We start from the raw sequence: 24,069 nt of genomic DNA on the forward strand, positions 1-24,069 counted from the left end.
GCTATTGTAAGTGAGGTACGGGCCTTCGCCACCCGCCTGCCCTGGCGAAGGCCGCCGGGCAGGTGCCTTTAACGATACACGCCTGGCTCACCGGGCGGCCGCGTCTTGAACCGCTTGTGCACCCAGTAGTACTGCTCGGGAATGCGCGGAATCTGCTCTTCGAGGAAAGCATTCATCCGCCGCGCATCCTCTTCGTCGTTGCCGGTGGGGTAGTTGTTCCACGGCTTGAACACCTTGAGCCGGTAGCCCTTGTAGTTCGGCAGCACCTCGCCGATGAAGGGCACCACCTGCGCATGCCCCACCTTCGCGAGCCGGCCCACGGCGGTCAGCGTGCAGGTCGGCACGCCGAAAAACGGCACGAAGGTCGAATTGCGCGCGCCGTAGTCCATGTCCGCGCCGAGCATCACGGGCTTGCGGTCGCGCAGCCAGCGCAGCACGACGCGCGCGCTGTCCGCGCGGCTCACCATCTCCGCGCCGAAACGGCTGCGCCCGGCCTTGGCGGCCGCCTCGAACTCGGGGTTGGAGAACGGTTGGTAGAGCGAGCCGCAGGGCCGGTGCAGCGAGTAGTTCAGGAACATCGAACCCGCCTCGATGCCGACGAAGTGCAGGCCGAGGAACAGTGTGGGCGGGAGGTCGGGATCGGTGAGGTCGATCTCGCTGTCGAGTTCCACGAGCTGTTCGAGCTTCTTCGCGGAGCCGAACCACTGCACGCTGCGCTCCAGATAGCTGCGGATCGCATGGCGAAAGTGCAGGCCTGCCACCTCTTCGCGCTTCTCGTCGCTCCAATCGGGGAAGCAGAGCTTGAGATTGGTGTGGACCACGCGCTTGCGGCGGCTGGGAATCTGGTAGAGGAGCCAGCCGAGCCCGTCGCCGAGACGGGCGACGAAGCCGTAGGGCAGGATCGCGAACAGCTTGAGCAGGCCGATGGCGAAATGGGAGCCGAGCTTGCCTATCATGCGGCGGCTCTCACGTCGGGCGCCGATGCGTGGACAGCGGCAGCGAGGCCAGCAGGAACGAAAACGGGGGCGAATGCGGTGGGCTGCACGCGGCGGCACTCTGCGACAAATTAAGGAAGTCGCTATAATAAGGGCTTCGCCGAGTTAATAGACAACTTGCGGGGCGAAGCCGGCTGGCAGCAGATCGTGCCGATCCGTTCAGGATCCAACCCACGATCGGGCGCGAGCCGGACAGGAAATCCGCTAAAGCGTCGCCGCTTCAGACCTCCCGAAGTTGGCTACGTGAAACTCAACCGTCACCAGCTACAGGAGTCACAAGCGTGGCAAACGATTATTTCTTCACCTCCGAATCCGTCTCCGAAGGCCATCCGGACAAGGTTGCCGACCAGATCTCGGACGCGATCCTCGACGCCATTCTCACCCAGGACAAGTACTCGCGCGTTGCAGCGGAAACGCTGTGCAACACGGGTCTCGTCGTGCTCGCCGGTGAAATCACCACGACCGCGAACGTCGACTACATCCAGGTGGCGCGCGACACGATCAAGCGCATCGGCTACGACAACACCGACTACGGCATCGACTACCGCGGCTGCGCGGTGCTCGTCGCCTACGACAAGCAGTCGCCGGACATCGCCCAGGGCGTGGACCGCGCGCACGACAACAACCTCGACCAGGGCGCCGGCGACCAGGGCCTGATGTTCGGCTATGCGTGCGACGAAACGCCCGAACTGATGCCGCTGCCGATCCACCTGTCGCACCGCCTCGTCGAGCGCCAGTCGAACCTGCGCCGCGACGGCCGCCTGCCCTGGCTGCGCCCGGATGCGAAGTCGCAAGTCACGATCCGCTATGTCGACGGCAAGCCGTTCGCGATCGACACGGTCGTGCTCTCGACGCAGCATTCGCCGGACATCGACCTGCCCACGCTGCGCGAAGCCGTGATCGAAGAGGTCATCAAGCCCGTGCTGCCGGCCGACCTGATCAAGGGCGACATCAAGTTCCTCGTGAACCCGACCGGCCGTTTCGTGATCGGTGGCCCGCAGGGCGATTGCGGTCTCACGGGCCGCAAGATCATCGTCGACACGTATGGCGGCGCAGCCCCGCACGGCGGCGGCGCGTTCTCGGGCAAGGATCCGTCGAAGGTGGACCGTTCGGCCGCCTATGCGGGCCGTTACGTCGCGAAGAACATCGTGGCCGCGGGCCTCGCGTCGCGCTGCCTGATCCAGGTGTCGTACGCGATCGGCGTGGCGCAGCCCACTTCCGTAATGGTCAACACGTTCGGCACCGGCAAGGTCTCGGACGCGACGATCACGAAGCTCGTGCGCGAGCACTTCGACCTGCGTCCGAAGGGCATCATCCAGATGCTCGACCTGCTGCGTCCGGTCTACGAGAAGACGGCCGCTTACGGCCACTTCGGCCGCGAAGAGCCGGAATTCTCGTGGGAAGCGACCGACAAGGCGCTCGTGCTGGCCGAAGCCGCCGGCACCGAGCCGGTGGGCGCGCTGGCCTGAGACGCGTCAAGCGTCGTAAGGGGGCGGGTTCGCCGCCCTCGATTGTTTTCTTCTGCCTGAGGTACGGCGCGTCGGTCGCGAGATGTAGCCGGTCCAGCGTGCCTGCGCCGCTCTTCGCGCTCAGCGCATGGCGAACGCGAACCATCCCGTGCTGCTGGCGGATGTGCGGCGCGGCCGGCGCGCGCCGCTCGGAGCGCGGTTGGCGCTTGCCGAGGTGCCCACGGCGCTGAATGCCTGCAGCGGCATATTCGGCCGATACAGCAGCGTGCGCAGCGAGAAATGCCGCGTGCCCGAACGCATGCGCAGCACGGCAAAGAAGGAATGGAACCAGGTGCGCATGCCGTCGACGGGCTTGGCTTCGCGCACCTGCGAGGCGAGCGCGCGCGTGCGCGCGGCGTGGTGCCGCAGCGCGCGCATCACATGGCGGCGCGCGGGACGTGCCGCCTTCAGTGCGGCATGGGTGAGACGACGGCTATCAAAAAGGGTATGCATGGTCTTGGCGGAATCGGAGGCGGGTAGCGCCATACGCGGCGCTTCGTTTGCAGCAGCAAACGTGCCTGTCTCGGCAATATCGGGAAACGGTGGGCGCCCCGCGGCATGCGCGCGGTAGGGCGAAGGGGGCGGTGGACCGGGCTTGCGTTCTGTGGCGGGCCTCGCAGTGCGTACGGGCCGCCCGTCCATGCGGATTCGGATCAGCAAAATCAAACGACATCGAAACAGACTACACACGTTTCGTGACGGGCTGAAGTCGGTGAAACCCCGTGTCCGACCGCTTATGAGGCACACGATCCCGCCCTTTGACGCTACGACAGTGCGCGCGCCCCAAGGCCGTGCGCTTTCCCGAACGCCTGGTCGCTTTACAATCGGGTAATCGGCGCGCGTGGTTCGCGCGGCTCGACGCCAAAGACACAAAGACATCGAATAACGGAAGTCCCATGTCAGTCCAGTCAAAGAAGGAACAGGTACAGGCGCTGCGCGAGCGCGGCTTCGTGGTGGTGCCGGGGCTCGTCTCGCCGGAGCGCTGCGAGGAACTGAAGCGCATCGGCGAGGCGCAACTGCGCGAGGCGGCCGCCCCCATCGAGTTCGAAGCCGATCTGCGCTATCCCGGCGCGCCCGTCTCGAAGGAGGCGCCGGGCGGCCATACGGTGCGGCGTCTGCTCGACGCGTACTCGCGCCATCCGCGTTTTCGCGAGTGGGCGGCGTCGCCCGAGATTGCCGGCTGGATGGAGGTGTATTTCGGGGAAACGCCGGTGCTGTCGCGCGCGCATCACAACTGCATGATGTCCAAGCATCCCGCCTACGGGAGCCTCACCGGATGGCATCGCGACGTGCGCTACTGGTCGTTCGAACGCGACGATCTCGTTTCCGTCTGGCTGGCGCTCGGGCCCGAGACGGTGGAGAACGGCGGCCTCTGGTTCGTGCCGGGCTCGCAACAGGAGGCGTTTACCTCGGAGCGCTTCGACGCCTCCAAATTCTTCCGCGCGGACCTGCCCGAGAACCAGGCGTGGATCGACCGCGCGGTGTCGCCGACGCTGCAGACCGGCGACGTCGTCTTCTTTCACTGCAATACGCTGCACTCGGCGGGCCAGAACCAGACCGATCAGGTGAAGTTCTCGCTCGTGTTCACCTATCACGGCGCGAGCAACGTGCCGCTGCCGGGCACCCGTTCGGCGTCGTTGCCCGAAGTGTCGCTCTGAGCGGAGCGCCGGGCGAAGGGCGGGCGCAAGCGGACCTTAGCGCCGCCGCCCCGAAGTGGCGAGTCCCGTGAGGCCGGCAATGGTCGCCACCACGCCGCCCGCGATCAGCCAGATCGTGCGGTCGGTGGGCGCGCCGGTGAACAGTCGTGACATGTCGTTCGCAAACGAATGGAACGACTGGCCGCCGAAATACAGCAGCACGACGCCGCAGGCGATCAGCGCGAACGAAAGCGCCTTGACCATGGGGAACCTCTTCGGTGGGACGGACGCCGCAGTGTAGGCGAGCGGCGTCGCGGCGTCCATGGGGGGCGCCGCTGCGGATCGTCCGCGCGGTTTTCTCGCGTCGCGCGCCGCACCGGTCCCCGTGCTTTTTCCCGCGTTTTTTCCCGCATAGTGGGCTTCTGCAGAGCGCGCGCGGATTGGCTACCATGGCAGCCTCCGCCGCGTCTTGCGCGCGGCGGACCGGCGCCGCACCCGCGCGCGGGGCGGCCGCCTTCACGTTGCCGGCCGCCCACTTCCCCCGTTTTCGTCAAGGATTCAATCAATGGCCTACGAAGCTGCTTCTGAGCGCTATTCGGAGATGCAATACCGTTTTTGCGGCAAGTCGGGACTCAAGCTGCCGGCGCTGTCGCTCGGCCTGTGGCACAACTTCGGCGACACCACGCCGATCTCGACGCAGCGCGAGATCCTGCGTACCGCGTTCGATCTGGGCATCACGCACTTCGATCTCGCCAACAACTACGGCCCGCCGTATGGCAGCGCCGAGACCAATTTCGGCCGCATCTTCAAGGATGACTTCCGCCCCTATCGCGACGAGCTGCTGATCTCGTCGAAGGCCGGCTGGGACATGTGGCCCGGCCCCTACGGCCAGGGCGGCGGCTCGCGCAAGTACGTGCTGGCGAGCCTCGACCAGAGCTTGCAGCGCATGGGGCTCGACTACGTCGACATCTTCTACTCGCACCGTTTCGACGTGGAAACGCCGCTCGAAGAGACCGCCGGTGCGCTCGCGAGCGCCGTGCAGCAGGGCAAGGCGCTCTACGTCGGCATCTCGTCGTATTCGCCCGCGAAGACGCGCGAGATGGCGAAGCTGCTGGCCGAATACAAGGTGCCGCTGCTGATCCATCAGCCGTCGTACAACATGCTCAACCGCTGGATCGAACGCGGCCTGCTCGATACGCTCGAGGAAGTCGGCGCGGGCAGCATCGCGTTCACGCCGCTCGCTCAAGGGTTGCTCACCAACAAGTATCTGAACGGCGTGCCGGCCGACGCGCGCGTGAACCGTCCGGGCGGCAGCTCGCTCAAGGGCGAGCACCTGAGCGCCGAGAACATCGGACACGTGAAGAAGCTCAACGAGATCGCCCAGCGCCGCGGCCAGAGCCTCGCGCAGATGGCCATCGCATGGACGCTGCGCGGCGGCCGGGTGACTTCGGCGCTGATCGGCGCGAGCCGCGCGGAGCAGGTGCGCGAGAACGCGGCTGCGCTGAAGAATCTCGAGTTCTCGCCGGAGGAACTCGCGGAGATCGACCGCTACGCCATGGAAGGCGGCGTCAATCTTTGGGAAAAACCGTCCACGGATCAGCCCATCTGATTCGCGTCGTATCGGTTCTGGACGCCTCGCGCACGCGGGGCGTTTTTTCTTATTACGGCCCATTACAACGGCCGGCGCGATTCTTCGCGCTGTCATGCTCCGCTGCTAACGTCGCCGCAGTCTTTGCCGCGAGGAGAGCCGATGGAGCCCACGATCGCCGACCGAACCGCCGCTGCCGGCACCCGTGCGCGGGCTGCGATGCAGCAGCCCGATATTCGCGCGAATGCCGCGATGCTGGTTTTCGCGGGGCTCGCGCTCGCCTGGCAGCTGGCGGGATTGCCGCTCGTTGTGCGCGCATCGGGTGGGCCGTCGCTGGCGCTGCTCGCGACGCTCGTGCCGGTGGTGCTTGCCACGCCGGTCCACTGGGGCTTGATTCACGAGGGCATACACGGCCAGTTGCTGCGCGATCGGCGCGCGAACGAGACGCTCGCGCGGCTTCTCGCGATCGGACTTGCCATGCCGTTCGATGCGGTTCGTTTCGGACACCTGATGCATCATCGCTTCACGCGCGAGCCGTTCGACCGTCCCGACGTGGACGACGCTACCGAGCCGCGCTGGCGCAAGCGGCTTGCGTATTACGTGCGCCTGTTCGGCGGCCTTTACCTGGGTGAACTGATCGTACCGCTCGTGGCCTTCCTGCCGGAGCGGCGCGCGCGCGAGCTGATCGCACGCGGCGTGGGCGCACACGGCGCCGAGGGCGCGCAGGTTCAGCGGCTTTTCGCCAACCATGCCGGCGACGCAAGGAAGCGCCGCCAGGCGCGCCGCGACTGGCTGGGCTCATGCGTGCTCTATGCGCTTGCGTTTGCGCTGTACGGCAAGGCCTGGCCGGTTCTGCTGGTAACGATGTGGCTGCGCGGCTTGTGGCTTTCGATGGCCGACAACCTGCCGCACTATGGCGTCGCGCTCGACGAGCCGGGGCGGGCGCGCGACTTCCGCTTGCCGCGCGGGATCGGCGCGATGTTGATGAACCATCATTTGCATCGCCAGCATCACCTGCATCCGACGATGCCGTGGACGGCGCTGCCGACGCTCGCGCGCGCGGAAGGCGAGAATCCGGGTGAGCGCCCCGCGTATTTTCGCGCGGCGCTGCGGCAACTGCGCGGACTACAGCCGGGAAACCGCGTGCACTGAAGCGCGTCCGCGGCTCGCAGTCAGGCCGAAGTCAAACCGCAGTCAACCCGCACGCGGCGCAACGAGCGGCGCGTGCGACGTCTTCCGGCAGGCCGCTACATCAGCGCGGGCAGGGTTTCGACAAGGGCAACGGCTACCAGCGCGCCAAGCAACGCGCCGATCACGCGCAGCGTGTTGTGCCGGAATTCGGTTGAGCAAGGCAGCGCGCCAAGAAAGAGGGCGCCGGCGAGGGCCATCGGGATGATCATCACGAAGTCGCCGATCGTGAAATAACCTTCCATGCTCGTCTCCTTTCTGAGGCTGGTGTTCGCCGATGAGGCGCCCAGCCTTCAATGAGTATAGGAGAGGGTTGGCAACGAGGCGGCTACGGTGTGCGCTGCATCGCCTGGGTTACGAATGCCTTTCGCGTCGAGGCGGCACCAGGCGGCCGGCGTTCGGCGTCAAGCCGTTCCGGCCAGCTCGCGCCGGCGCAGCGTCCACGCTCCGCCCAGGCCCGCGACCAGCAGCACGGCCACCATCCCCGCGACGCCCGGCCAGCCGCCCGTTGCCCAGAAGTGCCCGCCAATCGAGCCCATGATGCTCGACCCGAGGTAATAGGCGAGCAAATACAATGCCGCGGCCTGGCCCTTGGCCTCGCGCGCGAGCCGGCCGACCCAGCCGCTGGCCACGGAGTGCCCGGCGAAGAAGCCGATCGTGAGGCAGCCAATGCCGCTGGCGATCAGCGCGAGCGGCGTGAAGAGCGTGAGCACGACGCCTGCGAGCATGATCGCGAGACTTGCGATCAGGACGCGTCCGCGGCCGAACGTGTCGGCCATGCGGCCCGACCATGGCGAGGCGACCACGCCCGTCAGATAGACGATGAAGATCGCGCCGATGGCGGACTGGCTCAGGTGGTAGGGCGCGGCGATGAGTCGGTAGCCGATGTAGTTGTAGAGCGTGACGAAGCTGCCCATCAGCGCGAAGCCCATGGCGAACAGCACGGGCAGGCCGGGCCGCGCGAACTGCTGGAGGAGCGCGGCGCGGTGATGGGCGAAGCCAAGACCCTTCTTCGGCACGAAGTGGCGCGACGGGGGCAGCAGCGCGCGAAACGCGAGCATCGAGGCGATGCCGAGCGCACCGATCGCGCCGACGGCCACGCGCCAGCCGAACAGATCGGTGAGGACGCCCGTGATGACGCGCCCGGCCATCCCGCCAATGGCGGTGCCGCCGACATAGAGGCCCATGGCGAGGCCGAGACCGTCGGGGTGCATCTCTTCGGCGAGCCAGGCCATGGCGACCGCGGGCACGCCGCCTAGCGCGAGGCCTTCGAGCGTGCGCAGCACCAGCAGTTCGTGCCAGTGCGGCACGAATGCGGCCGCGAGCGTGAGCAGCGCCGACGCGCTGAGCGAAGCGGTCATCATGGCGCGCCGGCTCCAGCCTTCGGAAACGAAGCCGGCGATGAAGATCGCGCCCGCGAGCGCGGCGGTGCTGAGCGAAAGCGAGAGGCTGCTTTGGGCGGGACTCACGCCGAATGCCTGCGAGAACGCGGGCAGGAGCGGCTGCACGCAGTAGAGCAGCGAGAAGGTCGCGTAGCCCGCGAACAGCAGCGCGAGACAGGCGCGCCAATAGGCACGCGAGCCTCGTTCGAGATACGGTGCGGTCGACGGCGAGGGGGCCGTGGAATTGCGATCGGCGCCCGGTGAAACGGTCACGGCAAGGTCTCCGAAAGATAACAAAGGCGCAACGATACGCCAGTTGTGTGAATCGCGACGCCGGGGCCGCAGCGCCGGCGGTTCGAAGAGATGACTTAATCGTCTGCTATGGTTCGTCTCTTGTAAGAAAAGCGGCCGATTCGGGCACCTGATCATGCCGGCACGAACATGGGGCAGAGGATTCACCCCCCTAATTTTTTGCTTTGCGCGCAGGCCCAAACAGGCAACAATGCGTTAACCGGTCCGGCCTGACGCGCATGGCGCGCGCAAAACGGCAGGCCGCCGGCGTTGGTATGGATGTGAGCACAACCGTTGGTGCCCACAGGCCTGGTTCAGCAAATTGACCGGCGTTTCACGCAGGAAAGCCGGCATGGAGAACGGGGAAACATCATGCAAGTCGGTTCTATCGTCCGCACTGTCCACATCGCCGTCCCGCATGGCGCGCGGGGCATCGTGATGCGCATTCTCGGCAATATGGCCATGGTCACCTGGTACATCGGCGAGCCTGGCGCATCGAAGCAGCTCAACACCGAACCCTTTTTTCTGGAAGACCTGATCGACACGGGCGAGCACGTCCTGCCGGCGGGTTCGCTCGTGCATTGACACTGGCAGGTTGAAGCCGGCGCCGGGCGCGCGACGCGCCCGGCAGCAGAACGATCGTATTACTCGCCCAGCCGGCCCGCAGAAGGCACAATTGCGGGTATGACTCTCGATCCCTCTTCTCAACCTCCTTTCCCCGACGACACTCCCGCGTCGCCGGCTTCCCCGTCTGCACCCTACGCAAGACTCACGCCCGAATGCGTGCTCGACGCCGTCGACAGCGTGCTGATGCCGGCCGGCCGCCGCACGGACGGCCGCATGCTCGCGCTCAACAGCTACGAGAACCGCGTCTACCAGGTGGGCGTGGAGGACGAGGCGCCTATCGTCGCGAAGTTCTATCGTCCCGAGCGCTGGTCGGACGAGGCGATCCTCGAAGAGCATGCCTTCGTCGCCGAACTCGCCGCGCGCGAGATTCCGGCCGTGCCGGCGCTCGCCTTCGAAGGCCGCACGCTGCACAGCTTCGAGGGCTTTCGCTTTTCCCTGTTCGAGCGGCGCGGCGGCCGCGCGCCCGATCTGGACCGCAGCGATACGCTCGAATGGCTTGGCCGTTTCATCGGCCGCATTCATGCCGTGGGTGCGCTCACGCCGTATCGCGCGCGGCCCACGCTCGACATCCAGACCTTCGGCTACGAACCGCGCGACTATCTGATCGGGCAGGGCTTCGTGCCCGCCGACGTGCGCGGCGCCTGGGAGGCGGCCGCGAATCTCGCGCTGGAAGGCGCCGAGGCCGCGTTCGAGCGCGCGGGCGAGGTGCGCACGCTGCGCCTGCACGGCGACTGCCACCCGAGCAACGTGCTGTGGACCGATGCCGGACCGCATTTCGTCGACTTCGACGACAGCCGCATGGGTCCCGCTATCCAGGATTTATGGCTGCTGCTGCCGGGCGATCGCGCGGGGGCGTCGCGCGCGCTCGCGGACCTGCTCGCGGGCTACGAGGACTTCGCGGAATTCGAGCCGCGCGAGCTCCATCTGATCGAGGCGCTGCGCACGCTGCGGCTCCTGCATTACTCGGCGTGGCTGGCGCGGCGCTGGCACGATCCGGCGTTCCCTGCCGCCTTTCCGTGGTTCAACACGCAACGCTACTGGGAAGAGCGCATTCTCGAGTTGCGCGAACAGATCGGCGCGATGCAGGAAGGGCCGCTCTGGCCGGTGTGAGGCCGGCGTGAGACCGGCGTGAGACCGCTGCTGGCCGGCTCTCGGCCGGCTGTCTCCCGTTTGTCTCTCATTGCGAGCTTGCCGCGCGTACCGGCTGCCCGGTCGCGGCGGTGTTCGTCGTCGGCTTGATGATCCACTGCGCGCGCAGGTCGCGCGACATCGTTTCGAACGCCGGACGCATTTGCGTGAATTCGTCGGGCGTGCAGACGTCGCTCGCGAAATGCGTGCGCCCCGTGCGCGTGACGCGCAGCACGTTCGTCGCCGGATCGAGTGTGTACTCCGAACTGAAGTCGACGTAGGCATTTTCGGCGTGCTGCGGCGTGGGCACGTCCAGCACGCGCATGCCCGCCGGCAGCGCGATGCGCGCGCGTTCGGTGGCCACGAAGTTGCGGCACACGAACGGCTGCGTGCGGCGCGGCTCGCCCAGCCAGTAGCGCAGGTTCGCGTCGAGCCCGCCCACGAAGCTCGTGAGCGCCGGGACGGGCGTGGTCATCTCCGGGTCGACGAAGCCGTCCAGCTGGCCCGTGAGCATGAGCACGAGCGGGCCGCTCGTCGCTTCGAGCGGGCTCGTCGCGATCGTTGCCGTGCCGCGCAGGTTCGCGTTGTGCAGTTCCCACTGCAGCGATTCTTCGCGTTGCGCGGGCGTTTGCAGACGCAGCACGCTGCGCGTCTGCTCGGCGGCCCAGCCGGTTGCCTGCAGGCGGAACACGAAGTGTGCGGAGCCGTCGGGCGCGACGGTGATGTCGAGGTCGCTCTCGCGCGTCGTCGATGCCGTGGCCGGTGTGCGTATGCGCGTGCCGTCGCCCGCGAGCACCGCCACGCGGTCCATGTCGGTGGAGGGCAAGAAGCCGAACTCGATGTTGTTCGCCGTGGAGTCGGCGAACAGCTGCAGATCGGGCAGCCAGGTGATGACGTGGTTGATCACGCCGAAGCCCGGCACGTCGGGCAGCGTGTAGACCGTGCCGCTGTTGACCAGCGCGGGCTCGCTCTTCACGCCCACTGCGGCCAGCAGCGCGCCGTAGAGCGCCACGTGATCCTTGCAGTCGCCGTAGCGGTTGGCAAGGATGTCCGTGGCGCGGTGCGGCACGATCTCGCCGCGTCCGATATTGATCGCTACGTAGCGGATATTGCGGCGCACCCAGTCGTAGAGCGTCTGCGCCTTCGCTCGCGGTGTCGCGTCGTGTTCGGTGAGGCGCTTCGCGAATGCGACGAGCGACGGATCGCGCGCGCCCGGATCGGCCGCCGACTCGCGATACACCGCCGCGAACGCCGCATAGTCGGGAAAGGTCGAGACCATGAGCCGGTCGCCATAGCTTACGTAGGAAACCGAACCGTATTCGAGGCGCCCGAAATTCGCCTTGTCGTAGCGGAATTCGTAGCGCGTGCGCTCGCCCGAGGTTCGCGGCGGCAGCGCCGTGAAGCCGCGCGCGTCGGCATAGAGCGGTTCCGAGGCGGGCATGTCGTAGATCACGCGGAAGTCGCGCGTGGGCGCGAGGTCGGGCGGCGTGAAGTCGCTGAACCAGCCCGCCACGACCGGCGTGCGCTGCGTCTTGCGATAGGTGAGGTGCACGCGGGCGCCGGGCTCGACGGCCGGGAACACGATGACCTTGTCCTCCACGTCCTGGAACATCGGCGCGTCGAAGGAGCGCACTTCCTGGACGTCGCGGATCTGCCCGGGCTGCACGTCGTGGCGGCCGCCGTGGGCGTCCTCGGTCCAGGCGTCCAGCACCTCGACGTCGGCCATTTCGCGGTTGAACCAGATGTAGTACTGGCCGGCGCGCTCGACGCCCGCTTCCGTGTTCACGCGCAGCGTGAGCTTGTCCAGCTTGATGAACGAGCCGTCCTTGTTGACGGTGTAGGTCTGCGTTTCCGACTCGTTGGTATAGGGTGCCTGCGCGTTGTCGTCGGGCAGGGCCGCACTGGGCACATTCGGCGCGTTGGCCGCACGGGTCGCGTGCGCCGCCGCGCCGGCAAGGGCAATGCATAGCGCGATCAGGTGGGCGAGGCGCATGGGCGTGTTCGTGCGGTTGGCAACGGATGTGTGGGGGGCACGGCTGTCGAACGCAACGTTCCCACTTAAAAGTCACGCGATCCGCTTGTCAAGCGGGCGCCGCGCACAACGCCGGAGGTCGCGTTGCGGGCGCGGCCAATGGGGACTCCTTTCGATCGTGTAATGGTGCGGACAGGCGCATGGGGCCGTGTTGCGCGGTCTCGTTGGTCGCTGCCGGGGGCTGCTGGACCTGGGGGCATCCCATATGCATAGATGTCTCATATTGCCAACGCCTGCGGTGGGGACTAAGGTTCCGGGCAGTCGCTCTGCGACATTTAAGCGCACCGTACATCCAGCCAGGTGGGGTGCGCGGCTCGATGTAGCCACACGCAATTACCCACACGCCCCAGAACAGGAGACCAAAATGAGCAGCGTTGCGGATTCGACGTCCGGTGCCCCACCTTTCTTTTCGAAGGAGGCCACGATCGCGCCGCCGGGCTTTTCGCGCTGGATGGTGCCGCCCGCCGCGCTTGCCGTGCATCTGTGCATCGGCGAGGCGTATGCCTTCTCGGTATTCAACGCGCCGCTCACGAAGGTGATCGGCATCACGCAATCGGCGCCCGATGACTGGTCGCTCACCACGCTCGGCTGGATTTTCTCGCTCGCCATCGTTTTCCTCGGGCTTTCGGCCGCGTTCGCCGGCAAGTGGCTCGAACACGTGGGGCCGCGCCGCACGATGTTCACGGCGGCCTGCTGCTTCGGCGGCGGCTTTCTCGTTTCGGCGCTCGGCGTGTGGCTGCACGAAATCTGGATGCTGTATCTGGGCTACGGCGTGATCGGCGGCATCGGGCTCGGGCTCGGCTATGTCTCGCCCGTTTCGACGCTGATCCGCTGGTTTCCGGACCGCCGCGGCATGGCCACGGGCCTCGCGATCATGGGCTTCGGCGGGGGCGCGATGATCGCGGCGCCGCTCTCCGTGATGCTGATGAAGCATTTCGCGAGCGACACGAGCATGGGCGTCGCGCAGACCTTCGTCGTGCTCGGCGTGGTCTACTTCATCTCCATGTCGATCGGCTCGCTCGCGATCCGCGTGCCGCCGCCGGGCTGGAAGCCCGAAGGCTGGACGCCGCCCGCGACCACGGCCAGGCTCGTTTCGCGCGCGCACGTCCATATCGATCAGGCGCTCAAGACGCCGCAGTTCTACCTGATCTGGCTCGTGCTGTTTCTCAACGTGACGGCCGGCATCGGCATCCTGGGGCAGGCTTCGGTGATGATCCAGGAGAGCTTCAAGGGCACCGTGACGGCGGCGGCCGCGGCGGGCTTCGTGGGCCTGCTCTCGCTCTTCAACATGGGCGGGCGTTTCGTGTGGGCTTCGGCTTCCGACTGGGTGGGCCGCAAGACCACCTACTACATCTTCTTCGTGCTTGGGGCGGTGCTCTATTACGCGGTGCCGCAGTTCGCGCAGAGCGGCAACATCGTGCTGTTCGTGCTCGCGTACTGCGTGATCCTTTCGATGTACGGCGGCGGCTTTTCCACCGTGCCCGCCTACCTCGCGGACATGTTCGGCACGGCGTTCGTCGGCGGCATCCATGGGCGTTTGCTGACCGCCTGGGCCGCGGCCGGCGTCGCGGGGCCGGTGCTCGTCAACTACGTGCGCGCTTATCAGGTGGCGCACGGCGTCGCGAAGGCCGACGCTTACACGATGACCGTGCACATCATGGCGGTGCTGCTGGTGATCGGTTTCGTCTGCAATCTGCTCGTCACGCGCGTGCACGAGAAACATCACATGAGCGAGTCGCAGCTCGCGGCCGGAAATTAAGGAGTCTCGAACGATGAGCACGACCGTTGCCACGAAATCCTCGAACAAGCTGCTGATGGCGGTTTTCTGGCTCTATGTGCTGGTGCCGCTTGCATGGGGCGTAACCAGTACGCTTACCCAGGCGATGAAACTCTTCGGGTAAGCGGAGACGGCCATGCGCCGTCTCGACAGCGCGGGCCGCCGGCGAGGGCCGCGGCCCGCCCGCTGCACGCAAAGCCGCTCAAACGTGGCAGGCCGACCCGACGCTGGCCGAGATTTCGCGCGCGGCCTTCGCGCCCTCGACCTGGAGAATGGTGGGCAGCGAGACACCGTTCTTCGCGGCCGTCACCTCGGCGAGAATCGACACGGCGATCTCGGGCGGCGTGCGGCTGCCGATGTAAATGCCCACCGGCCCGTGCAGCCGCGCCAGCTCCGCCTCGCTCAGATCGAACTCCTTGAGCCGCTCGCGCCGTGCCGCATTGTTGCGCCGCGAGCCGAGCGCGCCCACGTAGAACGCGGGTGTCTTGAGCGCCTCCATCAGCGCGAGATCGTCGAGCTTCGGATCGTGCGTGAGCGCGATCACGGCGCAGCGTTCGTCGAGCTTCATCTCCAGCACGGTGTCGTCGGGCATGGTGCGCACGAGCGTCGTGCCCGGCACATCCCAGGTATCGGTGTACTCCTCGCGCGGATCGCACACCGTCACGTGGTAGTCGAGCCCGACGGCGATCTGGCACAGGTAGCGCGAGAGCTGTCCCGCGCCGATGACGAGCATGCGGTAGCGCGGCCCGTGGATGGTGAGCAGCTGCGCGTCGTCGAAATAGACGCCGTCCGTGGCGCTGGCGGGGCCGAGCGCGGCCACGCCCGTCGCCATGTCGAGCGTGCGCGCCACGAGTTCGCCGCGCTCCACGGCGGCGAGCAGCGCGCCGATGCCGCTCGTCCTGCCAAGCGGTTCCAGCACGAGCTGGATCGTGCCGCCGCATGGCAGTCCGAAACGATGGGCCTCTTCGGCCGTGATGCCGTACTTCACGGCTTCGGGCTTGTCGATGCCGATGCCTTCGCGGCGCACGCGGTCGATCAGGTCGTCCTCGATGCAGCCGCCCGAGACCGAGCCCACCACGAGCCCGTCGTCGCGCACGACGAGCATCGCGCCCTCGGGACGCGGCGACGAGCCCCACGTCTTCACTACCGTCACCAGAAGGGCGCGATGCCCTTCCTCCAGCCAGCGCACGCTGGACTTCAGGACCTCGAGATCCACGCTGTCCATGATCGTTTCCTCTTTTTTCCGTCGTCGCCCGATGTTTCTTCGGCGGCGTTTTCACTGTCTGCTTCACTGTCCGTTTGAGCGGGTTCGGCCCCTGCTGCTTCGCTTGCGGTGGCGGAACCGCCGCCCAACTGTTCGCCGAAGCGTTTGAAGAATTCTGCCGCAATCTTGCGCGCCGCACCGTCCACGAGCCGCGAGCCGATCTGCGCGAGCTTGCCGCCCACTTGCGCGTTCGCGGTGTAGGTGAGCGTCGTGGCGTTCTCGCCTTCCGGCTCGAGCCTCACCTGTGCGCTGCCCTTGCCGAAGCCCGCCGCGCCGCCCTGGCCTTCGAACTGGATCGTGTAGCTCCTCGGCGCGTCGATATCGGCCAGCTCCATGCGCCCCTTGAAGCGCGCCTTCACCGGGCCCACGGCCGCGGTCAGCGCGACGGCGTAGGCGGATTCGCCTTCGGGCTCGATGCTCTCGCAGCCCGGAATGCAGGCCTTGAGTATCGCCGTGTCGTTGAGCGCTTCCCACGCTCGCTGCTGCGGCACCGGCAGCGAGTGGCTTTCGGTCAGCTCCATCGTGCTCCTCCTTCTGGTGACGTGCGCAGCGGTATGCGAAGCGGCGCGCGCGCGGCGAACGGCGCTTCGCTCAGACTGCGCCCGAACGCTTCGAGACAATCGAGGTTGTGGACCGGGTAGTGGGCGTCCACGTGCGGCAGCATCGCCTGCACGCCGCGCGCCTTCGGCGCGAAGTCGCAGTAGCGCAGGAGCGGATTGAGCCACACCACGCGATGCGCGAAGCGATGCAGGCGCGCCATTTCGGCGGCGAGCGTCTCGCTTGCCTCGTGATCGAGCCCGTCGGTGACGATCAGCACGGTTGCCCTTCCGCCCAGCATGCGGCGCGCCCAGCGGCGATTGAACTCGCCGAGCGTCGCGCCGATGCGCGTGCCGCCCGACCAGTCCGCTACCTGCGTGGCGAGCTGGGCGAGCGCGATGTCGGGATCGCGTTCGCGCAGGGCGCGCGTGGCGTGCGTGAGGCGCGTGCCGAACAGGAAGACCTGAAGGCGCTCGCGAGAATGCAGTAACGCGTGACAGAAGTAAAGCACCGCGCGCGAATACGCACTCATCGATCCGCTGATATCGAGCATCAGCACGAGAGGCGGCTTGCGCTCGACGGGCGCCCGGTATTTCCACACGGTCCAGTCGCCGCCCGCGCGCACGGCATGGCGCGCGCTCGCGCGCAGGTCGGCGTGCGTGCCGTGCGAGGCCGCCTTGAGCCGCCGCGTGCGCTCGGTCGCGAGCGGCAGGCGGCGCGCCCGGATCAGATGGCGCAGCGTGCGCCATTCGTCGGCGGTGAGCGTTTCGAAGTCGCGATGGCGCAGGCGTTCTTCGGCGCTGAAGCTCGCGTGGGCGCGCAATTCGTGTTCTTTGTACTCTTCAGGCGGCGGAGGCTTCGCGTCGCGCGGCGCGGCGGCACGGGCCGCGAGCGCCTCTGCGAGACGGTTGTTGCGGCGCGGCGGCGGCAGGCCGCCCTGCACCTTCGGCAGCAGCAGGGCGCGCAGCTTGCTCTCCCAGTCGGGGTCGCGCCAGAACAGATCGAAGGCGGCGTCGAAGATTTCGCGCTCGTCGGGGGCCGCCGTGAGCAGGGCGGCCAGCGCCGCGCGCACGTCGTCGCGGCGCGCGAGATCGATCAGGCTCAGCGCTTCGAGCGCGTCGGCAGCCTGGGCGGGCGACATCGGCAAGCCCGCGCCGCGCAGCACGCGCACGAAGTGCACCACGTTGCGCGCGAGCATGGGGGGCGCGGTGTTCATCGCCTCACTCCGCCACCGCGAGCGCTTCGGCAATGCGCTGCGAGTCCAGCTGTGCGAGGTCGTCCTGATACTTGAGCAGGACGCCCAGCGTGTCCTGCACCGACTGCGGATCGAGTTCGGTCACCGAGAGCGCCTCGAGCGCGCGGCACCAGTCGATGGTTTCCGCAATCCCGGGCGCTTTGAAGAGATCCATCGTGCGCAGCCGATGCACGAAACCCACCGCGCGGCGCTGCAACGCCTCCGAGATTTCGGGCGCGCGCGCGGCCACGATCGCGAGCTCGCGATCGCGGTCCGGATAGCCGAGCCATTGATAGAGGCAGCGGCGCTTGAGCGCGTCGTGCACTTCGCGCGTGCGGTTCGAAGTGATGACGACGAGCGGCGGTTCGTGGGCGCGCACCGTGCCGTATTCGGGAATCGATACCTGGAAGTCCGAAAGAAGCTCCAGCAGGAAGGCCTCGAACGGTTCGTCGGCGCGGTCGATTTCGTCGATCAGCAGCACGCGCCGCGCCGAAGGGTTCTGCGGGTCGGGCTGCAAGGCCTGCAAAAGCGGCCGCTTGAGCAGGAATTCGTCGCGGTAGAGCGTGTCGTTGCGCGGCGTTTCGCCCGCCGCTTCCGCCAGGCGCAGCGCCATGATCTGGCGCGGATAGTCCCATTCGTAGAGCGCGCTCGCGGTGTCGAGCCCTTCGTAGCACTGCAGCCGCAGCAGCGTCGTGCCGAGCATCGCGGCGGCGGACTTGGCGAGCTCCGTTTTGCCCACGCCGGGCTCGCCTTCGAGGAACAGCGGACGCTGCATGCGCAGTGCGAGGAAGAGGGCGGTTGCCAGCTCGCGGCTCGCGAAATAGCCGCGCAATTGAAGCTGCGCCTGGGTGTCGTCGATCGAGGCCGGTTGCATGGCGTGCCTGAAAAGCGAAAGCGTAAGCGGGCGCGCTCCCGCGGGCAGCAGGCTGCGCGCGGGAGCGTCCCGGTGGCGGACCTAGCCGATGGCCTCGGTTACCGCGCGCCCCGCGAGCACCGGGATCAGGTGCGCGCGATAGGCGGCGCTGGCGTGGAGGTCGGTGTTCAGGTCGTCGGCGGCGAGAGTCACGGCGCGCGCGGCGGCGGGCGTGAAGTTCGCCGCGAGCGCCTGTTCGAGCGCATCCGCACGGAACACCGAAGGCGCCGCGCCCGTGACCGCCACGCGCACGGGCCCGCCCGCCGCGCCATTGGCGAACTGCGCGACGAACACGCCGGTCAGCGCGAAGTGCGAGGCCGGGTTCTTGAACTTCTCGTAGGCCGCACGCTCGGGCACCGGAAACTCGACGGCCACGATCAGCTCGTCGGGTTCCAGCGCCGTCTCGTACATGCCGAGGAAGAAGTCGTCGGCCGCGATGCGGCGGCGGTCGGTGACGATGGTCGCATTCAGCGCGAGCACGGCGGCCGGGTAGTCGGCCGCCGGGTCGTTGTTCGCGAGCGAGCCGCCTATCGTGCCGAGCGCGCGCACCTGGCGATCGCCGATGCCGGCCGCGAGCTGCGCGAGCGCGGGCAGCGCGTTCTGGACCTGCGCGCTTTCGGCGACGTCGGCATGACACACCGCCGCGCCCACCTTCACGACCTTGCCGTCCACGAAGAGCGCTTTCAGGTCGGGAATGCGCGTGACGTCCACGAGCGTGGAGGGCTGCGCGAGCCGCAGCTTCATCGCTGCGAGCAGGCTCTGGCCGCCGGCCAGGTACTTGGCGTCCGCGTCGGCTGCGATCGTCTTCACGGCGCCTTGCGCATCGTCTGCGCGCTGGTAGTCGAATGAATACATGGTGCGCCTCCGCTCAAGGTTGTGAAGCCGCGCCGGAACCCCCGGCGGCCTGGATTGCCGACCACACGCGATGCGGCGTGGCCGGCATCTGCAGGTCTTTCACGCCCAGGGGGCCAAGCGCGTCGAGGATCGCATTGATGACGGCCGGCGGCGAGCCGATCGCGCCCGCCTCGCCGCAGCCTTTCACGCCGAGCGGGTTGTGCGTGCACGGCGTGCCCTTCGCGGTTTCGACGGTGAACGAGGGCACGTCGGACGCATGCGGCATCGCGTAGTCCATATACGAGCCCGAGAGCAGCTGGCCGGTCTCGTTGTCGTAGATGCACTGCTCCAGCATCGCCTGGCCGATGCCCTGGCCCAGGCCGCCGTGCACCTGGCCTTCGACGATCATCGGATTGATGACGTTGCCGAAGTCGTCCACGGCGGTGAAGTGCTCGATACTCGTCACGCCCGTTTCGGGATCGACTTCCACCTCGCAGATGTAGGCGCCCGAGGGATAGGTGAAGTTGGTCGGGTCGTAGAACGCGCTTTCGTCGAGGCCCGGTTCGAGCGTTTCCAGCGGGTAGTTGTGCGGCACGTAGGCCGAGAGCGCGATTTCCGCGAAGGCCTTCGTGCGGTCGGTGCCCGCCACGCGGAAGACGCCGTTCGCGAACTCGATGTCCTCCACGCCGGCTTCGAGCATGTGCGCGGCGATCTTCTTCGCTTTCGACTCGATCTTGTCGAGCGCCTTCATGAGGGCGGAGCCGCCCACCGCGATCGAGCGCGAGCCATACGTGCCCATGCCGAACGGAATGCGCGCCGTGTCGCCGTGCACGATCTCGATCTGCTCGATCGGCACACCTAACCGGTCGGACACCACTTGCGCAAAGGTTGTTTCGTGCCCCTGACCATGGCTGTGCGAGCCCGTGAACACCGTGACGGAGCCCGTGGGGTTCACGCGCACTTCGCCCGCTTCGAAGAGGCCGGCGCGCGCGCCGAGCGCGCCCGCGACGTTCGACGGCGCGAGGCCGCACGCCTCGATGTAGCACGAGTAGCCGAGGCCGCGCAGCTTGCCGTTCTGCTTCGAAGCGTCGCGCCGGGCGGCAAAGCCCTTGACGTCGGCGAGTTCGAGCGCGCGACCAAGGCAGGCTTCGTAGTCGCCCGTGTCGTAGGTGAGGCCGACGGGCGTCGCGTACGGGAACGACGTGATGAAGTTGCGGCGGCGGATCTCGGCCGGGTCGAGCTTCATCTCGCGCGCGGCCGTTTCCACGAGGCGTTCGACCACGTAGGTCGCCTCGGGGCGGCCCGCGCCGCGATACGCATCCACGGGCACGGTGTTCGTGAACACGGCCTTCACCTCGGCGTAGATCGCGGGCGTGGTGTACTGGCCCGCGAGCAGCGTCGCGTAGAGGATGGTCGGCACGCTGGAGGCGAACGTCGAGAGATACGCGCCCATGTTGGCGGTCGTGTGCACGCGCATGGCGAGGAACTTGCCGTCCTTGTCCATCGCGAGTTCGGCCTTCGTCACGTGGTCGCGGCCGTGGGCGTCGGAGACGAACGATTCGCTGCGCTCGGCGGTCCACTTCACCGGGCGATGGATCTTCTTCGCGGCCCACGTGAGCGCGACGTCCTCGGCATAGAGGAAGATCTTCGAGCCGAAGCCGCCGCCCACGTCCGGGGCCACCACGCGCAACTTCGTTTCCGGTAGTCCCAGCACGAACGCGGCCATGAGCAGCCGCTCGACATGCGGGTTCTGGTTGGCCACATAAACGGTGTAGCTGTCGTCGTGCAGCGAGTAGTTCGCGTTCACGGCGCGCGGCTCGATGGCGTTCGGCACGAGGCGGTTGTTCACGATGTCGAGCGTCGTGACGTGCGCCGCCCTGGCGAACGCGGCGTCGGTGGCGGCCTTGTCGCCGTGGCCCCACGTATAGCAGGTGTTGTTCGGCACGCCGTCGTGCACGAGCGCCTGGCCGGCGTCGGCGGCGTGCGCTGTGTCGACGACGGCGGGCAGCTCTTCGTAATCGACTTCGACCCGCTCGGCGGCGTCCTTCGCCGCCTTCACCGATTCGGCGATCACGAGCGCGACCTGGTCGCCCACGTGGCGCGCCTTCTCGTGCGCGATTACGGGGTGCGGCGGCTCGTGCATGGGCGTGCCGTCGATGCTGTGGATCAGCCAGCCGCACGGCAGCCCGCCCACGTTTTCGGCGGCGAGGTCCGCGCCGGTGAAGACGGCCACCACGCCGGGCGCGGCTTTCGCGGCGCTGGTGTCGATGCGCTTGATGCGCGCGTGCGCATGCGGCGAGCGCACGAACACGGCGTAACTCTGTGCCGGCAGGACGACGTCGTCGGTGTACTGGCCGGCGCCGGTGAGGAAGCGCTGGTCTTCCTTGCGCTTGATGGGGGCGCCGATCAGGCGGTTCGGTTCGGGTGCGTTCATGGCGGCCTCCCCTTACACCGTGGCGGCGGCGGACGTGCCGGCGCGCATGCCTTCCGCGCCCGCGAGCACGGCCTTCACGATGTTGTGATAGCCCGTACAGCGGCACAGATTGCCGTCGAGGCCCGCGCGCACGTCGGCTTCGGTGAGGTCCGGGTTCTCGGTGGCGAGCGCCGTTGCGCTCATCACCATGCCCGGCGTGCAGAAGCCGCACTGCAGGCCGTGGCACTCGCGGAACGCGGCCTGCATGGGATGCAGCTCGCCGTTTTTCGCCAGGCCTTCGATGGTGGTGACGTCCATGCCGTCGCATTGCACGGCAAGCTGGTTGCACGACTTGATCGCGCGGCCGTTCAGATGGACGGTGCAGGCGCCGCACTGCGCCGTGTCGCAGCCGACATGCGTGCCGGTGAGGCGTAGCTGCTCGCGCAGGAACTGGACCAGAAGCGTGTGGGGTTCGACTTCGGCGGTCACGGGCGCGCCGTTGACCGTGAGGCGGATGCTGATCGCCATTGACTGTCTCCTTGTCGGCCGCAGCGGGCGCTTCAGCGCCTCGTGCGGCCCCATGCAAAGCGATGGGATAGAGACCGGCCTGGGCCCGCGTACACCATGTTGCCCCGAAATGCCGTCTGCGTGTCTGCCCTCCGTTGCGCGTGCCGCGCGCGGCTGCCCGTATATGTCACGGGCGACCCGGAAGGAGTAGGGGCGAGGGTCCGGCTGGTGCGTTGCTCTTCAGTGATGCCAAGGGATGACGCCCGGACAGTAAAGCACAAATTGCCGGTTTGCGCTGCGCGGGCTTTTACCGCCGGGCGGGCATGAAAAACGGCCTGTCCCGGACGGCGGGGTTACCGGTCCGGGACAGGCCGTTCGAGCGCATTCGTGTGTTTGATGCGCCGCCGCGAAATGCGGCGGGGGAGAATGGGGCCGCGTTACGCCAGCTTGTTACGCCTGCTTCAATGCTGATCGTGCGTCTCGTGCGCGAGACGCGAATGACGGCGCGAATAGCCGAAGTAGATCAGCATGCCGATCACGAGCCAGACCACGAACGCGATCCACGTGAGCGGCTGCAGGTTGATCATCAGGAAGAGGCAGGAGGCCACGGCCAGGATCGGCACCACGGGCACGCCCGGGCAGCGGAACGCGCGCGGCAGGTGCGGATGCGTCTTGCGCAGGATCAGCACGGCGATCGAGACCATCGAGAACGCCGCGAGCGTGCCGATGTTGATGAGCTCCGCAAGCACGTTGAGCGGCACGAGCGCGCCGATCAGCCCGAAGAAAATGCCGACGAGCCAGGTGGTGAGGAATGGCGTCGCGTAGCGCGGATGCACGCGCGAGAGCGCGGCGGGCAGCAGGCCGTCGCGCGACATCGCGAAGATGATGCGGGTCTGGCCGTAGCTCATCACGAGGATCACGGTGAGCATGCCGAGCACGGCGCCGAGGTCGATGAAGCCGGCCACCCACTTTTCGCCGGCCACCTGCAGCGCGTAGGAGACCGGGTGGCCGATGTTGGCGAACTGCGCGGACGGCACGATGCCCGTCACGACGGCCGCGACGGCCACGTAGAGCACGGCGCACACGGCGAGCGAAGCGATGATGCCGACAGGCAGATCGCGCTTGGGATTCTTCACTTCCTCGGCGGCGGACGAGACCGAATCGAAGCCGATGAACGCGAAGAACATCACGGCGGCGGCGCCGAATACGCCGTTCCAGCCGTTGGGCATGAACGGGTGCCAGTTGGCGGGCGTGACGTGGAACGCGCCGACGGCGATCACGAGCAGCACGACCGTCACCTTGATGGCGACCATGACGTTGTTGATGCGGGTGGATTCGCGCACGCCGATGGAGAGGAGCCCCGTGATCACCATCATCACGAGGAACGCCGGCAGGTTGAAGAGCGTGTGCACGCCCGGCACCGCGCCGGGCGCGGCCGTGAGCGCGGCGGGCAGATTGAGCCCGAAGCCCGCGAGCAGCGACTGCAGGTAGCCCGACCAGCCCACCGAGACGGCGGAGGTGGCGAGCCCGTATTCGAGCATGAGGTCCCAGCCGATCACCCAGGCGGCCAGTTCGCCGAGCGTCGCATACGAGTAGGTATAGATCGAGCCGGCGACGGGAATGGTCGAGGCGAACTCGGCGTAGGCGAGGGCGGCGAAGCAGCAGGCCACGGCGGCGATCAGGAACGCGACCATCAGGGCGGGACCGGCCTGCACGGCGCCCGTGCCGGTCAGGACGAAAATGCCGGTGCCGATGATCGCGCCGATGCCGAGGAAGGTGAGGTCCAGTGCGCCGAGTGCTTTCTTCAGGCCGGCGCCCTGGGCGCTCGCCTGCAGCATGTGCTCGACGTTCTTCTTGCGAAAGAGGGACATTTGGCGGGGAACTCCTGGTTTGCGCGCAGCCTCGGCAGAGGCTTGCGTGCCGAAAAACGGGAAACCGGAAATTTTAGCGGATATAGGCGGTGAAACCGGGCCGATCGGGCCAAGGGAAGGGGCGAAAAGAGACCGGAGAGGCCTGGCGGTGGCGGGCGAATTTGCCGCAAACCGGGACAGGCACGCGCAATCCTTGCCCGCGTGCGCGGAATCGGAAAAAGTCATTTCCGGATCAAGGGCTTATGGCGAGAAGGCCGCTTAGTTGCCACCCAGGTGGCATCGGCATGCCCGCGAGGTGCAACCCGGCGCCACCCTGGCGCCGCAGGATGCCTGCTCGCCTTGC

22 protein-coding genes are annotated in these 24,069 nt (G+C 67.4%); 8 read left to right on the forward strand and 14 right to left on the reverse strand.

Annotation, left to right across the window (positions count from 1 at the left end):
• Positions 1-68: 68 nt before the first annotated feature.
• Entirely contained in the window at positions 69-956 is an 888-nt protein-coding gene (locus BAC01S_RS01950; RefSeq protein WP_027793247.1) for a lipid A biosynthesis lauroyl acyltransferase, read from the reverse strand.
• A 320-nt stretch (positions 957-1,276) separates the two neighbouring features.
• Here BAC01S_RS01950 and metK point away from each other — a divergent pair, with 320 nt between their 5' ends.
• Positions 1,277-2,464 (forward strand): methionine adenosyltransferase, encoded by a 1,188-nt coding sequence (gene metK / locus BAC01S_RS01955; protein ID WP_027793248.1) that lies wholly within the window; start codon positions 1,277-1,279, stop codon positions 2,462-2,464.
• A gap of 120 nt (positions 2,465-2,584) precedes the next feature.
• On the opposite strand, the gene BAC01S_RS01960 is transcribed toward metK, so the two are convergent.
• Positions 2,585-2,956, reverse strand: a complete 372-nt coding sequence (locus BAC01S_RS01960; protein ID WP_027793249.1) for a hypothetical protein — start codon at positions 2,954-2,956, stop codon at positions 2,585-2,587.
• Positions 2,957-3,399: 443 nt separating this feature from the next.
• Between BAC01S_RS01960 and BAC01S_RS01965 the strand changes: the two genes are divergently transcribed.
• Entirely contained in the window at positions 3,400-4,161 is a 762-nt protein-coding gene (locus tag BAC01S_RS01965; protein ID WP_027793250.1) for a phytanoyl-CoA dioxygenase family protein, read from the forward strand.
• Between the two features lie 36 nt (positions 4,162-4,197).
• Here the strand turns inward: BAC01S_RS01965 and BAC01S_RS01970 are convergent, their stop codons facing one another.
• Entirely contained in the window at positions 4,198-4,404 is a 207-nt protein-coding gene (locus BAC01S_RS01970; RefSeq protein WP_027793251.1) for a DUF3185 family protein, read from the reverse strand.
• Between the two features lie 301 nt (positions 4,405-4,705).
• On the opposite strand from BAC01S_RS01970, the gene mgrA reads away from it, so the two are divergent.
• Together mgrA and BAC01S_RS30045 are read left to right on the forward strand one after the other, a co-directional pair.
• Entirely contained in the window at positions 4,706-5,749 is a 1,044-nt protein-coding gene (mgrA, locus tag BAC01S_RS01975; RefSeq protein WP_027793252.1) for an L-glyceraldehyde 3-phosphate reductase, read from the forward strand.
• Between the two features lie 141 nt (positions 5,750-5,890).
• Entirely contained in the window at positions 5,891-6,880 is a 990-nt protein-coding gene (locus BAC01S_RS30045) for a fatty acid desaturase family protein (protein ID WP_245616477.1), read from the forward strand.
• Between the two features lie 95 nt (positions 6,881-6,975).
• Here BAC01S_RS30045 and BAC01S_RS01985 read toward each other — a convergent pair whose 3' ends face one another.
• Together BAC01S_RS01985 and BAC01S_RS01990 are read right to left on the reverse strand one after the other, a co-directional pair.
• Positions 6,976-7,161, reverse strand: coding sequence for a hypothetical protein (locus BAC01S_RS01985; RefSeq protein WP_027793253.1), 186 nt, complete (start codon positions 7,159-7,161; stop codon positions 6,976-6,978).
• Between the two features lie 159 nt (positions 7,162-7,320).
• Positions 7,321-8,571, reverse strand: coding sequence for an MFS transporter (locus BAC01S_RS01990; protein ID WP_027793254.1), 1,251 nt, complete (start codon positions 8,569-8,571; stop codon positions 7,321-7,323).
• A 390-nt stretch (positions 8,572-8,961) separates the two neighbouring features.
• On the opposite strand from BAC01S_RS01990, the gene BAC01S_RS01995 reads away from it, so the two are divergent.
• Both BAC01S_RS01995 and BAC01S_RS02000 read left to right on the forward strand, forming a co-directional pair.
• Entirely contained in the window at positions 8,962-9,174 is a 213-nt protein-coding gene (locus BAC01S_RS01995) for a hypothetical protein (protein ID WP_027793255.1), read from the forward strand.
• Positions 9,175-9,273: 99 nt separating this feature from the next.
• The gene (locus BAC01S_RS02000; protein ID WP_043200821.1) at positions 9,274-10,326 is read left to right on the forward strand and encodes a serine/threonine protein kinase; all 1,053 of its coding nucleotides are present in this window, start codon (positions 9,274-9,276) and stop codon (positions 10,324-10,326) included.
• A 67-nt stretch (positions 10,327-10,393) separates the two neighbouring features.
• On the opposite strand, the gene BAC01S_RS02005 is transcribed toward BAC01S_RS02000, so the two are convergent.
• Positions 10,394-12,337: a DUF3857 domain-containing transglutaminase family protein gene (locus BAC01S_RS02005; protein ID WP_027793257.1), complete on the reverse strand. Its 1,944-nt coding sequence runs from the start codon at positions 12,335-12,337 to the stop codon at positions 10,394-10,396.
• Positions 12,338-12,740: 403 nt separating this feature from the next.
• Here BAC01S_RS02005 and BAC01S_RS02010 point away from each other — a divergent pair, with 403 nt between their 5' ends.
• Complete coding sequence (locus BAC01S_RS02010) at positions 12,741-14,135, forward strand: L-lactate MFS transporter (RefSeq protein ID WP_027793258.1); 1,395 nt, start codon at positions 12,741-12,743, stop codon at positions 14,133-14,135.
• Between the two features lie 13 nt (positions 14,136-14,148).
• Positions 14,149-14,277: an MFS transporter small subunit gene (locus tag BAC01S_RS02015; protein WP_027793259.1), complete on the forward strand. Its 129-nt coding sequence runs from the start codon at positions 14,149-14,151 to the stop codon at positions 14,275-14,277.
• A gap of 78 nt (positions 14,278-14,355) precedes the next feature.
• Here the strand turns inward: BAC01S_RS02015 and BAC01S_RS02020 are convergent, their stop codons facing one another.
• From BAC01S_RS02020 to BAC01S_RS02055, 8 genes are all read right to left on the reverse strand, one after another.
• Positions 14,356-15,378, reverse strand: a complete 1,023-nt coding sequence (locus BAC01S_RS02020; protein WP_027793260.1) for an XdhC family protein — start codon at positions 15,376-15,378, stop codon at positions 14,356-14,358.
• Positions 15,351-15,938, reverse strand: a complete 588-nt coding sequence (locus tag BAC01S_RS02025) for a CoxG family protein (protein WP_027793261.1) — start codon at positions 15,936-15,938, stop codon at positions 15,351-15,353. Before BAC01S_RS02025 ends, BAC01S_RS02020 begins: the two co-directional genes overlap by 28 nt.
• The gene (locus tag BAC01S_RS02030) at positions 15,929-17,170 is read right to left on the reverse strand and encodes a vWA domain-containing protein (RefSeq protein WP_027793262.1); all 1,242 of its coding nucleotides are present in this window, start codon (positions 17,168-17,170) and stop codon (positions 15,929-15,931) included. The genes BAC01S_RS02025 and BAC01S_RS02030 overlap by 10 nt, the downstream gene beginning before the upstream one ends.
• 4 nt (positions 17,171-17,174) lie before the next feature.
• The gene (locus BAC01S_RS02035) at positions 17,175-18,062 is read right to left on the reverse strand and encodes an AAA family ATPase (RefSeq protein ID WP_027793263.1); all 888 of its coding nucleotides are present in this window, start codon (positions 18,060-18,062) and stop codon (positions 17,175-17,177) included.
• A gap of 81 nt (positions 18,063-18,143) precedes the next feature.
• The gene (locus BAC01S_RS02040; RefSeq protein WP_027793264.1) at positions 18,144-18,956 is read right to left on the reverse strand and encodes an FAD binding domain-containing protein; all 813 of its coding nucleotides are present in this window, start codon (positions 18,954-18,956) and stop codon (positions 18,144-18,146) included.
• 13 nt (positions 18,957-18,969) lie between these two features.
• Positions 18,970-21,369, reverse strand: a complete 2,400-nt coding sequence (locus BAC01S_RS02045; RefSeq protein WP_027793265.1) for a xanthine dehydrogenase family protein molybdopterin-binding subunit — start codon at positions 21,367-21,369, stop codon at positions 18,970-18,972.
• 12 nt (positions 21,370-21,381) lie between these two features.
• Positions 21,382-21,876 (reverse strand): (2Fe-2S)-binding protein, encoded by a 495-nt coding sequence (locus BAC01S_RS02050; protein ID WP_027793266.1) that lies wholly within the window; start codon positions 21,874-21,876, stop codon positions 21,382-21,384.
• A 440-nt stretch (positions 21,877-22,316) separates the two neighbouring features.
• Complete coding sequence (locus BAC01S_RS02055; protein WP_027793267.1) at positions 22,317-23,726, reverse strand: amino acid permease; 1,410 nt, start codon at positions 23,724-23,726, stop codon at positions 22,317-22,319.
• Between the last annotated feature and the right edge of the window lie 343 nt (positions 23,727-24,069).

This window comes from Paraburkholderia acidipaludis NBRC 101816, from assembly GCF_000684975.1.
Taxonomy (GTDB): domain Bacteria; phylum Pseudomonadota; class Gammaproteobacteria; order Burkholderiales; family Burkholderiaceae; genus Paraburkholderia; species Paraburkholderia acidipaludis.

Excerpts from the sequence above, each read along its gene's own strand:
- BAC01S_RS02000 (WP_043200821.1), top strand. The coding sequence starts at position 9,274 with ATGACTCTCGATCCCTCTTCTCAACCTCCTTTCCCCGACGACACTCCC.
- BAC01S_RS02030 (WP_027793262.1), bottom strand. The coding sequence starts at position 17,170 with ATGAACACCGCGCCCCCCATGCTCGCGCGCAACGTGGTGCACTTCGTG.
- BAC01S_RS02035 (WP_027793263.1), bottom strand. The coding sequence starts at position 18,062 with ATGCAACCGGCCTCGATCGACGACACCCAGGCGCAGCTTCAATTGCGC.
- BAC01S_RS01960 (WP_027793249.1), bottom strand. The coding sequence starts at position 2,956 with ATGCATACCCTTTTTGATAGCCGTCGTCTCACCCATGCCGCACTGAAG.
- BAC01S_RS02005 (WP_027793257.1), bottom strand. The coding sequence starts at position 12,337 with ATGCGCCTCGCCCACCTGATCGCGCTATGCATTGCCCTTGCCGGCGCG.
- BAC01S_RS02055 (WP_027793267.1), bottom strand. The coding sequence starts at position 23,726 with ATGTCCCTCTTTCGCAAGAAGAACGTCGAGCACATGCTGCAGGCGAGC.
- BAC01S_RS01950 (WP_027793247.1), bottom strand. The coding sequence starts at position 956 with ATGATAGGCAAGCTCGGCTCCCATTTCGCCATCGGCCTGCTCAAGCTG.
- mgrA (WP_027793252.1), top strand. The coding sequence starts at position 4,706 with ATGGCCTACGAAGCTGCTTCTGAGCGCTATTCGGAGATGCAATACCGT.
- BAC01S_RS02040 (WP_027793264.1), bottom strand. The coding sequence starts at position 18,956 with ATGTATTCATTCGACTACCAGCGCGCAGACGATGCGCAAGGCGCCGTG.
- BAC01S_RS02045 (WP_027793265.1), bottom strand. The coding sequence starts at position 21,369 with ATGAACGCACCCGAACCGAACCGCCTGATCGGCGCCCCCATCAAGCGC.
- BAC01S_RS02020 (WP_027793260.1), bottom strand. The coding sequence starts at position 15,378 with ATGGACAGCGTGGATCTCGAGGTCCTGAAGTCCAGCGTGCGCTGGCTG.
- BAC01S_RS01995 (WP_027793255.1), top strand. The coding sequence starts at position 8,962 with ATGCAAGTCGGTTCTATCGTCCGCACTGTCCACATCGCCGTCCCGCAT.
- BAC01S_RS02015 (WP_027793259.1), top strand. The coding sequence starts at position 14,149 with ATGAGCACGACCGTTGCCACGAAATCCTCGAACAAGCTGCTGATGGCG.
- BAC01S_RS01985 (WP_027793253.1), bottom strand. The coding sequence starts at position 7,161 with ATGGAAGGTTATTTCACGATCGGCGACTTCGTGATGATCATCCCGATG.
- BAC01S_RS30045 (WP_245616477.1), top strand. The coding sequence starts at position 5,891 with ATGGAGCCCACGATCGCCGACCGAACCGCCGCTGCCGGCACCCGTGCG.
- BAC01S_RS02025 (WP_027793261.1), bottom strand. The coding sequence starts at position 15,938 with ATGGAGCTGACCGAAAGCCACTCGCTGCCGGTGCCGCAGCAGCGAGCG.
- BAC01S_RS02050 (WP_027793266.1), bottom strand. The coding sequence starts at position 21,876 with ATGGCGATCAGCATCCGCCTCACGGTCAACGGCGCGCCCGTGACCGCC.
- BAC01S_RS01965 (WP_027793250.1), top strand. The coding sequence starts at position 3,400 with ATGTCAGTCCAGTCAAAGAAGGAACAGGTACAGGCGCTGCGCGAGCGC.
- BAC01S_RS01970 (WP_027793251.1), bottom strand. The coding sequence starts at position 4,404 with ATGGTCAAGGCGCTTTCGTTCGCGCTGATCGCCTGCGGCGTCGTGCTG.
- BAC01S_RS02010 (WP_027793258.1), top strand. The coding sequence starts at position 12,741 with ATGAGCAGCGTTGCGGATTCGACGTCCGGTGCCCCACCTTTCTTTTCG.